This window comes from Phytobacter sp. RSE-02, assembly GCF_040578655.1.
In the GTDB taxonomy this organism is placed as follows: Bacteria; Pseudomonadota; Gammaproteobacteria; order Enterobacterales; family Enterobacteriaceae; genus Phytobacter; species Phytobacter diazotrophicus.
On sequence record NZ_JBEULY010000008.1, the window covers coordinates 41,032 to 53,374 of the forward strand.

The following is a 12,343-nucleotide window of genomic DNA, read 5'->3' on the forward strand; positions in this document are numbered from 1 at the left end:
TTCTGACACGCCCGGCCTGTTTTTTGTCGCTACGATTTTTTGCCCGGCAATATTTCACTCATCAACTGGTTTGCCGTGTCGGCGAAAATCTTCCCGGCAGAGCGATCCCCTTTGGCCATTGAGGCCATAAAGGCTTTTGCCTGTTTCAGGGTGATATGCGGCGGTAGCGGCGCCACTTCCGGATCGGTTTTCACTTCCAGTACAACGGGGCGCTCTGCTGACAAGGCTTGCTGCCAGGCAATCGGTAACTGTTGTGGATCATTCACGAAAATACCTTTGAGGCCCAGCGACTGGGCGAAGCGGGCATAACCCACATCGGGAATGTCCTGGGTTGCCTCAAATCGCGGATTGCCCTCCATTACGCGCTGCTCCCAGGTCACCTGGTTAAGATCCTGGTTATTGAAGACACAAATGATCAGGCGCGGATCGCTCCAGCTTTGCCAGTATTTCTGAATGGTGATCAGTTCTGCCATGTTGTTCATTTGCATGGCACCATCCCCGACCAGCGCGACCACCACTTTCTGCGGGTAGGCAAATTTTGCGGCGATGGCGTAAGGTACAGCGGCACCCATACAGGCAAGGCCGCCAGACAGTGAGGCGCGTTGGCCCTGCTTCACTTTATAATCGCGTGCAAACCAGTTGGCACACGAGCCGGAATCGGACGTGACGATGGCATCGTCCGGCAGCAGCGGTGACATTTCCCAGACGACGCGTTGCGGGTTAACCGGTTTGGCGTCGGCCATCGCTCGTTCCTCAAGGGTCTCCCACCATGATTTCACCCCTCTGGCAATTTCCTCTTGCCAGCTACGGTCAGTTTTATGCGTCAGCAGCGGCAGCAGTGCGCGCAGGGTTTCCGCTGCATCGCCATGAAGATTAACTTCGACCGGGTAGCGTAGCCCCAGCATTGCCGGATCGATATCGACCTGCACCGCTCGGGCCTGCCCCTCTTTCGGCAGGAATTCTGTCCATGGAAAACCGGTACCAATCATCAGCAGCGTGTCGCAATTCATCATCATGTCGTAAGACGGTTTCGTACCCAGCAAACCGATCGCGCCGGTGACAAAAGGCGCGTCATCCGGTAGTACATCTTTGCCGAGCAGCGCTTTTGCCACGCCAGCACCAAGCAGATTGGCCAGTTGCACCACTTCCAGTGCCGCGCCACGGGCACCCGCCCCAACCAGTATCGCCACTTTCTTTCCGCTATTAAGAATATCCGCTGCACGTTGCAGATCGGCCTCATAAGGCACGATTTTTGGACGTTGATAGCCCGCTCCTGAGTGGGTGAAACCATGGGTATGCGGCGGCGCCTGCCAGGGTTCGTCCTGAATATCCTTCGGCAATATCAGGACCGTTACGCCGTTTTGCGCCACCGCGATACGTACGCCGCGATCGACAAGGTGGCGTACCTGGCTGGGGGAGGCGGCTTCTTGTACAAAGTTCGCCACGTCGGCGAAAACACGATCGAGGTTTAATTCTTGCTGATAGCTGGCGCCGCGTGCGGTGGCCTCTGCCTGACCGGCGATGGCCAGCACCGGAGCATGGTCCATTTTCGCGTCATACAGGCCGGTCAGCAGATGGGTGGCGCCAGGGCCTCCGGTTGAGAGACACACGCCCAGCTCGCCGGTGAATTTGGCATGTCCTGCTGCCATAAACGCCGCCATTTCTTCATGGCGTACCTGGATAAACTCAATGCCATTGCCCGCTTTGTTCGCGCGTTGCAGCGCACCGAGCACACCGTTGATGCCATCACCGGGGTAGCCATAAATTCGGCTGACACCCCAGGCTTTCAGGCTCTCAATGAAAAAATCACTGGTCATTTTTGTCACCGTGTTGCCCCCTGGCTCAAAAAGTTAATCGAGCGTTAAGGATAGACGACATCATCAGGATATGGGGGAGGGGCGCGGGACGTGGCTTAGCGCGCCGTTACGCCTGATGCGATACAGGCGTAACGGCAGAATTCAGCCCATTCAGGCAATGAAAGGGATGAACAGGGCGTTTTCCCGGATTAGATACTTTTTATCCGGGGGGGGATACGTCTACTTTTTTTTCTTTAGCCTGTGCCAGATTTTTGTCTCCTGACGACGCCATAACCGCTGAATATTGTCGTGGTGACGTATCAGGATCAGGCAGGAGAGCATGGCAACCGGAAAGGTAAACTGGGGTTTAAACCACCAGACATAGAAGGGCGCAATCAGCGCGCTGACAATCGCACCTAACGAAGAGTAACCACTAAGCAGTACGGTCAGTAGCCAGGTTCCCGCCATCACGCCCGTTAAGTCCCAGCCAATGGGCGCAATCGCACCAAAGGCAGTAGCTACGCCCTTTCCGCCCTGAAAATGGAAAAAAACAGGCCAGATATGCCCAAGGCAGGCGGCGATAGCAATAAGGCCAAGCCAGAAGGGGGTGATGCCAAGCGCATAGGCTCCCCATACCGGCAGCATGCCTTTTAGCACGTCAAAAATCAGTACCGTTACGGCTGCTCCTTTGCCGCCAATTCGTAATACGTTGGTCGCCCCTGGGTTGCCAGAGCCACTCTCACGTGGGTCAGGCAGACCTGCGATGCGGCAGACCAGAATGGCGCTGGATATTGAGCCGCAAAGATACGCGAGGATGATCATTCCAGGCGCGATTGCACTCATAACGCTGTTCCATTGTGAAAATGTCGTTTTATTATCTGCATCAGTGGATAATACGCATAAATTATGGAAAGTGGTATCCAGGTTAGCCAAAAAGCAGGTGGGGCGTGATGGACATTGTATTTATAGAGCAACTTTCGGTAATCACCACTATCGGTGTGTATGACTGGGAGCAGACGATTGAACAAAAGCTGGTGTTCGATATCGAAATGGCATGGGATAACCGCCAGGCGGCAAAGAGCGACGATGTTAATGATTGTCTGAGCTATGCAGACATAGCAGAAACCGTGATTGCGCATGTCGAAGGAAACCGTTTTGCGCTGGTGGAACGGGTCGCCGGAGAGGTCGCTGATTTACTGCTGAGCCGTTTTAACTCTCCATGGGTGCGCATCAAATTGAGCAAGCCAGGGGCTGTCGCCCGGGCCGCCAACGTTGGCGTCATCATTGAGCGTGGCAATAATCTGAAAAAAATTATTTAAATTCATAATTATTAAACCAAGCGCTAGTCTTCTGGTCATACGTCATGGCCATACGCGGCTTCCCTTGTGGTAAGCCGTTTTTTATGTCTGTTTAGGGGTTTATTTGATGAGCGATATGCACTCGCTGCTGGTGGCAGCAATTTTGGGTGTTGTCGAAGGATTGACGGAGTTTTTACCGGTTTCCAGTACGGGCCACATGATTCTTGTGGGGCATTTACTGGGTTTTGAGGGAGATACCGCAAAAACGTTTGAAGTTGTGATTCAGTTAGGGTCGATTTTGGCTGTGGTGGTCATGTTCTGGCGTCGCCTGTTTGGATTGATTGGTATTCACTTTGGTCGTACCCCCCATGAAGGCACAGGCACAGGTCGCCTGACGCTCATTCATATCCTGCTGGGCATGGTTCCCGCCGTTGTTCTCGGCCTTGTTTTCCACGATGCCATTAAATCTCTCTTTAACCCCATTAACGTGATGTATGCGCTGGTAGTGGGTGGGGTACTGCTGATTGCCGCGGAATGCCTCAAACCAAAAGTGCCGCGCGCCGAAGGGGTGGACGATATCACCTTGCGTCAGGCATTTATGATTGGCTGCTTCCAGTGTCTGGCGCTATGGCCGGGGTTCTCCCGTTCTGGGGCAACAATTTCAGGTGGTATGCTCATGGGCGTGAGCCGTTATGCGGCTTCGGAGTTCTCGTTCCTGTTGGCGGTGCCAATGATGATGGGCGCCACCGTACTGGATTTGTATAAGAGTCTTAAGTTCTTGACCGTGGGTGACATTCCGATGTTTGCCGTCGGCTTCGTGACGGCGTTTATCGTCGCTCTCATTGCGATCAAAACCTTCCTGGAGTTGATCAAACGTATCTCGTTTATCCCGTTTGCGATCTATCGCTTTATTGTCGCTGCCGCGGTCTACTTCATCTTTATCTAAATAACATGCCCTCAGTCTTTTGGCTGAGGGCAACGTTGTTCTTTCCAGCCGGCCACGGCCTGAATGCGACGGCGCGTTAACTCTTCACGCACTTCAATGCCTTTGAAACCTGCCTCAACAACCGCTTTGCTGGAGACCGCTTTTGCGACATCCCAGGCCTCACGCAGCAAACGTCCTTGCGGGTAGTCGCACGCCTCAAACCCCGCACGTCCGCGCACGTCGGCCTCGCTGGTCAGGGCGATTTGCTCAACCCGCTGCGGCTTGCGCCAGGCATCAATCGAATCGAACAATTTAACGATGGTCTTTGGCTGCAGGATCGGGAAGGTATGGATCAGATCATGGAATTCTGCCACCAGTTTGGCCAGATCGCGGATATCATTCGGTACGCGCAATCGCTGGCAGACGCCCTCGACAAGTTTGACGCCCGCCGGGCCATGCCCGTGATGGCGTGGCCAAAGTTCCGGTGGGGTTAACCCTTTTCCCAGGTCGTGGCAGAGAGTGGCAAAACGCACATCGACCTCAGGGCTGAGCATCGCAGCCATGCTCACGGTCATCAGGGTATGAAGACCGGTATCGATTTCAGGATGCCATTTTGCCGGCGCGGGTACGCCAAACAGCGCGTCCACTTCCGGGAACAGCACTTTTAGCGCCCCGCAGTCACGCAACACCTGGAAAAAGACCTGTGGATTACGGGTCTTGAGGGCGTTCTCCGTCTCTTTCCAGACGCGTTCAGGAGTCAGATGCGCCAACTCACCTGCGGCGGTCATATCGCGCATGAGCGCCATGGTTTCGTCAGCAATGCGAAAACTTAAATGCGCATAACGGGCGGCAAAACGCGCCACACGCAGAACACGTAAGGGATCTTCGGCAAACGCGGGGGAAACATGGCGCAGCAGGCGGCGGTACAAATCGTTCTGACCGCCATAGGGATCGATTATGTTGCCGTTATCATCCTGCGCAAGTGCATTGACGGTTAAGTCGCGGCGTAACAGATCTTGCTCAAGCGTTACATCCGGCGCGGCATAGCAGGAAAAACCGGTATAACCGAAACCTGATTTTCGTTCAGTACGGGCAAGAGCGTACTCTTCGTGACTTTGTGGATGGAGAAACACGGGAAAATCGCGGCCTACCTGTTGGTAGCCCGCGTCGAGCATCTCTGCTGGCGTGGCGCCAACCACTACCCAATCTTTGTCTTTGACCGACAGGCCCAGTAACGCATCGCGAACTGCGCCACCGACCAGATAACTCTTCACGCCGCCTGACTCCTCACATCTGTGACTTTTCATTAACCTGCCTTATCGGAAATTGAGACAGGTTCTTATTTTTGCCGACAGATAATACGTAAGTGTAGAGAAGATGGCTAATCAGCTTAGTTCATCCAGCGATCTTTGCGTTTACGGCGCGGGATTAAATGCGGCAGCACAAGGCCGAGGAACAGGCCCGCACCCAATACGCCACCGCCATACATAAACCACTGCATGATAATGGTGCGTTGTTTGTCGTCGAGTTGCAGGTTAGCGGCGTTCACTTTCTTCTGCGCGACAATAAGCTCGTTCTTAAGCTTCTGATTTTCTTCTTTCAGGCTGTTAATGACCCCATCGCTACCGGCCACTTTTTGCTGCATATCCGCCGTGCGCTGGTTCCAGGTATTGTCGATATTGTTGAGCTTATCGGTCAGGGTCTTCACCTGGTTTTCCAGTTCCGGCACGCGCGTGCGCAGGCTGGGCTGAGTATTGAGTTCTTTAAGAGGGATCCAGGCCGTACGGCCACTGCTGTCGCGTACCTGTGCGTAGTTAGACGCTTCATTGGTTTGCAACAGCACCACTTCCTCGCCGGCGTTTACCGTGCCCACAAGGCGGTAGTTATCTCCCGGGCCACTGCGAACCCAGGTATTCAATTCATCAGAGACGTAACGTTTTTCTTCGGCATGGGCCAATGTGGAAACGCTAAGCGCAAATAAGGTCATTCCAATCAGGCGTAATTTAAGCATCAGGCGTCGTTATTATCTTTAAGCGTGAATAAAAACAGTGCCAACAGTCTGACGATAGCTGGCAGGCGGCATCAATCGGAATCATCCGGGTCAAACAAAGCGCATAAGTGAACTTTTACACCCATGATATCGCGCATTGCATGGCAATCTGACACAAAATACTATCTACTGACAAACATCGGGCGCGTTAGTTCGCCGAAATTTTGACTGATGTGACATAACCATAAGTGCAAAGCCATGGCTCAGGAAATCGAATTAAAATTTTACGTACATCCCGACAGCGTTGAAACGCTTCGTAACCATCTTCATTCGCTCACCGACGATCGCGTAGCGCCCACCCAGTTACTCAACATCTATTACGAAACGGCAGATAACTGGCTGCGTCGTCATGATATGGGTCTGCGTATCCGCGGCTTCGACGGTCAGTACGAAATGACGATGAAAATCGCCGGACGCGTTGTCGGCGGGTTACATCAACGTCCTGAATATAATATCGCGCTGGATAAACCGGAGCTGGATCTGGCTCGCTTTCCGCAGGAAGTCTGGCCGGATGGCGCGCTGCCAGAAAATCTCCAGGCGCAGACACAGCCGCTCTTTAGCACCGATTTCTACCGGGAGAAATGGCTGGTTAACGTTGGTGAAAGCCGTATTGAGATTGGGCTCGATCTGGGTGAAGTTAAAGCCGGCGAGCTGGCAGAGCCTATATGTGAGCTTGAGCTTGAACTGCTAAGCGGCGATCCGGCGGATATCCTCAAACTTGCCCGTCAGCTCGTGACCCAGTCAGGGCTGCGTCAGGGAAGCCTGAGTAAGGCCGCACGCGGCTATCATCTGGCGCAGGGTAATGCCGAACGTCATCGCCGCCCGACGCCCATACTCAAAGTTCAACCAAAAGCCACAACGGAGCAGGCTTTTACCGCCGCGCTGGAGCTGGGACTTTCGCAGTGGCAGTACCATGAAGAACTGTGGGTTCGCGGCGATACCCGGGCCAAAGGGGACGTACAGTCTGCGATTACGCTCATTCGCCATACTCTTATGTTGTTCGGCGGCATTGTGCCGCGTAAAGCGAGCGCGCGCCTGCGCGATTTGCTGACCCAGGCAGAAGCAACGTTGACGTCAGATGTCTCCGCAGCGACGGCCGCCTGGAGCGCAGAGGCGGCAACGGCGAAACTGCTGTTGACAGAGTGGCTGGTTTCCCAGGGCTGGCGCACCTTCCTCGATGACAAAGCGCAGGCGAAATTTGCCGACTCCTTCAAGCGTTTTGCCGATACTCATTTGTCCCGCTGCGCTGCTGAACTCAAAAGTACGTTCGCGCATCCGTTGGGAGACAGTTATCGCGATCAGTTGCCGCGTCTGGCACGAGAAATAGATAGCGTGCTGTTGCTGTCTGACTATTACGACGCGGTGCAGGCAAATGCGTGGCTGGAAAACTGGCAAGGCTTGCTTCACGCCATTGAGACACGCCAGCGTATTGAAATCGAACATTTCCGTAACGAAGCAATCTGTCAGCAGCCCTTCTGGCTGCACAGTGGACAACGCTAACCCGGTCAAGGAACCCCCGATGATGCCGCACTCTCCACAGTTACTGCAGCACTGGCAAACAGTACTGGCCCGCTTGCCTGAGTCATTCAGTGAAACACCGCTTAGTGAACAAGCGCAGTTAGTGCTTACTTTCAGTGATTTTGTGCAGGATAGCCTTGCCGCGCATCCTGACTGGCTGGCTGAGCTGGAAAGCGCACCGCCACAGGCGGACGAGTGGAAGCAGTATGCGCAAACCCTTCGCGAATCGCTGGAGGGTGTGGGAGATGAGGCATCATTAATGCGTGCGCTGCGTCTGTTCCGTCGCCATATGATGGTGCGCATTGCCTGGGCGCAGTCGCTGGCGCTGGTGGCCGAAGAGGAGACGTTGCAGCAGTTGAGCGTACTGGCGGAGACCCTGATCGTCGCTGCACGTGACTGGCTTTACGATGCCTGCTGTCGCGAGTGGGGAACGCCGTGCAATCAGCAGGGGGAACCGCAGCCGTTGCTGATCCTTGGCATGGGCAAGCTGGGTGGCGGGGAGCTTAACTTTTCGTCCGATATCGATCTGATTTTTGCCTGGCCGGAAAACGGTTCAACGCGCGGTGGGCGACGCGAACTTGATAACGCCCAGTTTTTTACTCGTCTGGGACAGCGCCTGATCAAAGTGCTCGACCAGCCGACGCAGGATGGCTTTGTCTATCGCGTGGATATGCGGCTGCGCCCGTTTGGCGACAGCGGTCCGCTGGTGCTGAGTTTTGCCGCGCTGGAAGATTATTATCAGGAGCAGGGGCGCGACTGGGAACGTTATGCGATGGTGAAAGCCCGCATTATGGGCGATAAGGACGATGTTTACGCTGGTGAATTACGGGCCATGCTGCGGCCGTTCGTCTTCCGTCGCTATATCGATTTCAGCGTTATTCAGTCTCTGCGTAACATGAAAGGGATGATTGCCCGTGAAGTGCGCCGCCGTGGTCTGAAAGATAACATTAAGCTGGGCGCGGGCGGCATCCGTGAGATTGAGTTTATCGTTCAGGTGTTCCAGTTGATACGCGGTGGGCGCGAGCCGTCGTTGCAGTCCCGTTCACTGTTACCGACGCTGGACGCTATCGATAAGCTGGGTTTGCTGCCGCCTGGCGATGCACCGGCGTTACGCCAGGCCTATTTGTATCTGCGTCGTCTGGAAAACCTGCTGCAAAGCATTAACGACGAGCAAACGCAGACGCTGCCGACAGACGAACTCAATCGCGCGCGTCTGGCCTGGGGTATGCGGGTCGCTGATTGGGAAACCCTGACCGCTGAGCTTGAAAAGCAGATGTCTGCCGTACGAGGGATATTCAACACCCTGATTGGCGATGACGAAGCCGAAGAGCAGGGGGATGCGCTCTGCGGGCAATGGAGTGAGTTGTGGCAGGATGCGTTTCAGGAAGATGACAGCACGCCAGTGCTGGCGCACCTTTCTGACGATGATCGCCGCCGCGTGGTCGCGATGATTGCTGATTTTCGCAAAGAGCTGGATAAGCGCACCATTGGCCCGCGAGGCCGCCAGGTGCTCGACCATCTGATGCCGCATCTGTTGAGTGATGTCTGCTCCCGTGAGGATGCCCCTGTACCATTGTCTCGCGTGACGCCGCTGTTAACGGGAATTGTCACGCGTACGACGTATCTTGAGCTGCTCAGCGAATTTCCCGGTGCGCGTAAACATCTGATTTCACTCTGTGCCGCCTCGCCGATGGTGGCCAGTAAGCTGGCGCGTTATCCGTTATTGCTGGATGAGTTGCTCGATCCGAATACCCTTTATCAGCCCACGGCGATGAATGCCTACCGGGATGAGCTACGTCAGTATCTGCTGCGTGTGCCGGATGACGATGAAGAGCAGCAACTGGAGGCGTTACGCCAGTTTAAACAGGCTCAATTGTTGCGTGTGGCGGCAGCAGACCTCGCTGGAACACTCCCCGTGATGAAAGTGAGCGATCACTTAACATGGCTTGCCGAAGCCATCATTGAAGCCGTGGTACAACAGGCGTGGAGCCTGATGGTATCGCGTTATGGGCAACCGAAACACTTACGCGATCGTGAAGGCCGTGGGTTTGCGGTGGTTGGTTACGGCAAACTGGGCGGTTGGGAACTGGGCTATAGTTCCGATCTGGATTTGATTTTCCTTCATGACTGTCCGGTGGACGTGATGACTGACGGCGAGCGGGAAATCGATGGACGCCAATTTTATCTGCGCCTTGCCCAGCGCGTGATGCATCTGTTCAGTACGCGCACCTCATCCGGGATCCTGTATGAAGTGGACGCGCGCTTGCGCCCGTCCGGTGCGGCGGGAATGCTGGTGACCTCAACCGAATCCTTTGCCGACTACCAGCGCACCGAAGCCTGGACGTGGGAACATCAGGCGCTGGTTCGCGCCCGCGTTGTTTATGGCGATCCCCAATTAAACGCGCAATTTGATGCCATCCGCCGCGATATCACCATGACCGTGCGTGATGGTGCAACGTTACAAACCGAGGTGCGCGAGATGCGCGAAAAAATGCGCGCCCACTTGAGCAATAAGCACAAGGATCGCTTTGATATTAAAGCCGATGAGGGTGGAATTACCGATATCGAATTTATCACCCAGTATCTGGTGCTGCGTTATGCCCATGCAAAACCGAAACTGACGCGCTGGTCGGACAATGTCCGCATTCTGGAAGGGCTGGCGCAAAACGGCATTATGGAAGAGCAGGAAGCGCAGGCACTTACCACCGCCTATACAACGTTGCGTGATGAGCTGCATCACCTGGCGCTACAGGAGCTGCCAGGGCATGTTCCGGAGGCGTGTTTTGTCGCTGAACGCGCGATGGTGCGAGCCTGCTGGAACAAGTGGTTGGTGGAGCCGTGCGAGGACGCGTAAGTGTGCTATTATCGCGCGCAAATTTTGTATCTCTCAGGAGACAGGAATGAAAGTAACGCTGCCAGAGTTTAATCAAGCGGGAGTGCTGGTCGTAGGCGATGTGATGCTGGATCGCTACTGGTACGGTCCAACCAGCCGTATTTCACCGGAAGCGCCGGTGCCAGTGGTGAAGGTCGAAACCATTGAAGAGCGTCCGGGTGGTGCGGCGAACGTGGCAATGAACATCGCTTCTCTGGGCGCGGGCGCCCGTCTGGTTGGGTTGACCGGTATTGACGATGCGGCGCGTGCATTGAGTAAAGCCCTGGCGGACGTCAACGTGAAATGCGACTTCGTTTCTGTTCCAACTCACCCTACCATCACCAAGCTGCGCGTTCTGTCGCGTAATCAGCAACTGATTCGTCTCGATTTCGAAGAGGGCTTTGATGGTGTGGATCCTGAGCCGCTGCATGAACGGATTAATCAGGCGCTGAGCAGCATCGGCGCGCTGGTGCTCTCCGATTACGCCAAAGGGGCGCTGACGAGCATTCAGCAGATGATCACGCTGGCGCGCGGTGCAGGTGTGCCTGTACTGATCGACCCGAAAGGGACCGACTTTGAACGCTACCGTGGTGCGACCCTGCTGACGCCGAATCTCTCCGAATTTGAAGCCGTGGTCGGCAAATGCAAAGACGAAGACGATATTGTTGAACGTGGCATGAAGCTGATTGCCGATTTCGACCTGACCGCGCTACTGGTCACCCGTTCTGAACAGGGAATGACGCTGCTACAGCCGGGCAAAGCACCACTACATCTGCCGACGCAGGCGCAGGAAGTGTATGACGTGACCGGTGCGGGTGACACGGTGATTGGTGTGCTGGCTGCTACGCTTGCTGCGGGTAATTCGCTGGAAGAAGCCTGCTTCTTCGCGAACGCTGCTGCTGGCGTTGTGGTGGGTAAACTCGGAACTTCAACGGTTTCGCCTGTCGAACTGGAAAACGTGGTGCGCGGGCGTTCGGAGACGGGTTTTGGTGTGATGACCGAAGAAGAACTGCGCGACGCCGTGGCGGCAGCACGCAAACGTGGCGAAAAAGTGGTCATGACCAACGGCGTGTTCGACATCCTGCACGCGGGTCATGTGTCATATCTGGCGAATGCCCGTAAGCTCGGCGATCGTCTGATCGTTGCGGTGAACAGCGATGCTTCCACTAAACGGCTGAAAGGGGATTCGCGCCCGGTTAACCCGCTTGAGCAACGTATGATTGTTCTCAGCGCGCTGGAAGCCGTGGACTGGGTGGTCCCGTTTGAAGAAGATACGCCGCAGCGTCTGATTGCCTCCGTTCTGCCGGACAAACTGGTGAAAGGGGGTGACTACAAGCCGGAGGAGATCGCCGGGAGCGAAGAAGTGTGGGCCAACGGCGGTGAAGTGCTGGTGCTCAACTTTGAAGATGGCTGTTCGACCACCAACATCATCAGGAAAATCCAGAAAGACAGCGAGAAGTAAGGAATGCGGGAGATGCATCGAACATCTCGTTATGAGGCTCTCCTCGCTGTTGACGGTGCTGCTTTTTCGACCTAAATTAAAGGAACAAGGGTGAGAGGGGATTTCTCCCCCCTCTGATTGGCTGTTAGTAAGCTGCGAAACTTATCGTTAACAGAACAATCAGTATGATGACGTGCTTCATCATAACCCTTTCCCTATTAAAGCCCCTTCCTCGGGAGGGGCTTTCCCGTTTCAGCCCCTTGCTGACCCAGCGATTGTTGGTGAGTGCTTCTACAGGGACAAGAGCTTTTCCCCTCGGATGTTTTATTACTGGATCGTTCACGCAAAACGGCCCCCGTTCCGAACGTTACGTACTGAAAAGGCGCGTTCAGAATAAAAAAATCCCCGGCTTTATGGGCCAGGGATGGGGTTACATAAGGTGG

At 54.9% G+C, this 12,343-nt stretch carries 10 protein-coding genes; 5 read left to right on the forward strand and 5 right to left on the reverse strand.

The features are described from left to right. Nucleotides 1-29 precede the first annotated feature (29 nt). Together ABU190_RS17120 and plsY are read right to left on the reverse strand one after the other, a co-directional pair. Nucleotides 30-1,826, reverse strand: a complete 1,797-nt coding sequence (locus tag ABU190_RS17120; RefSeq protein WP_107223701.1) for a thiamine pyrophosphate-requiring protein — start codon at nucleotides 1,824-1,826, stop codon at nucleotides 30-32. 210 nt (nucleotides 1,827-2,036) lie between these two features. Then, nucleotides 2,037-2,639, reverse strand: coding sequence for a glycerol-3-phosphate 1-O-acyltransferase PlsY (gene plsY, locus ABU190_RS17125; RefSeq protein WP_296409412.1), 603 nt, complete (start codon nucleotides 2,637-2,639; stop codon nucleotides 2,037-2,039). Between the two features lie 107 nt (nucleotides 2,640-2,746). Between plsY and folB the strand changes: the two genes are divergently transcribed. Then, entirely contained in the window at nucleotides 2,747-3,115 is a 369-nt protein-coding gene (gene folB, locus ABU190_RS17130) for a bifunctional dihydroneopterin aldolase/7,8-dihydroneopterin epimerase (protein ID WP_354691936.1), read from the forward strand. Nucleotides 3,116-3,221: 106 nt separating this feature from the next. Further along, nucleotides 3,222-4,040 (forward strand): undecaprenyl-diphosphate phosphatase, encoded by an 819-nt coding sequence (gene bacA, locus ABU190_RS17135; RefSeq protein WP_039078111.1) that lies wholly within the window; start codon nucleotides 3,222-3,224, stop codon nucleotides 4,038-4,040. A gap of 11 nt (nucleotides 4,041-4,051) precedes the next feature. Here bacA and ABU190_RS17140 read toward each other — a convergent pair whose 3' ends face one another. Beyond that, nucleotides 4,052-5,293 carry a multifunctional CCA addition/repair protein gene (locus ABU190_RS17140; protein WP_354692051.1) on the reverse strand — a complete coding sequence of 414 codons (1,242 nt, stop codon included), beginning with the start codon at nucleotides 5,291-5,293 and terminating at the stop codon, nucleotides 4,052-4,054. A gap of 116 nt (nucleotides 5,294-5,409) precedes the next feature. Next, entirely contained in the window at nucleotides 5,410-6,030 is a 621-nt protein-coding gene (locus tag ABU190_RS17145) for a TIGR04211 family SH3 domain-containing protein (RefSeq protein ID WP_039078109.1), read from the reverse strand. Between the two features lie 237 nt (nucleotides 6,031-6,267). On the opposite strand from ABU190_RS17145, the gene ABU190_RS17150 reads away from it, so the two are divergent. Genes ABU190_RS17150 through hldE form a run of 3 tightly spaced genes read left to right on the forward strand, consistent with a single transcriptional unit; the run spans nucleotide 6,268 to nucleotide 11,921 of the window. Then, nucleotides 6,268-7,569, forward strand: a complete 1,302-nt coding sequence (locus ABU190_RS17150; RefSeq protein WP_354691937.1) for an inorganic triphosphatase — start codon at nucleotides 6,268-6,270, stop codon at nucleotides 7,567-7,569. A gap of 19 nt (nucleotides 7,570-7,588) precedes the next feature. Next, a complete protein-coding gene (gene glnE, locus ABU190_RS17155) occupies nucleotides 7,589-10,441 on the forward strand; it encodes a bifunctional [glutamate--ammonia ligase]-adenylyl-L-tyrosine phosphorylase/[glutamate--ammonia-ligase] adenylyltransferase (protein WP_354691938.1) in 2,853 nt (950 codons plus the stop codon). A gap of 46 nt (nucleotides 10,442-10,487) precedes the next feature. Further along, complete coding sequence (hldE, locus tag ABU190_RS17160; RefSeq protein ID WP_354691939.1) at nucleotides 10,488-11,921, forward strand: bifunctional D-glycero-beta-D-manno-heptose-7-phosphate kinase/D-glycero-beta-D-manno-heptose 1-phosphate adenylyltransferase HldE; 1,434 nt, start codon at nucleotides 10,488-10,490, stop codon at nucleotides 11,919-11,921. Nucleotides 11,922-12,045: 124 nt separating this feature from the next. On the opposite strand, the gene ABU190_RS17165 is transcribed toward hldE, so the two are convergent. Next, entirely contained in the window at nucleotides 12,046-12,105 is a 60-nt protein-coding gene (locus ABU190_RS17165; protein WP_354692052.1) for a type I toxin-antitoxin system Ibs family toxin, read from the reverse strand. Nucleotides 12,106-12,343: the final 238 nt, after the last annotated feature.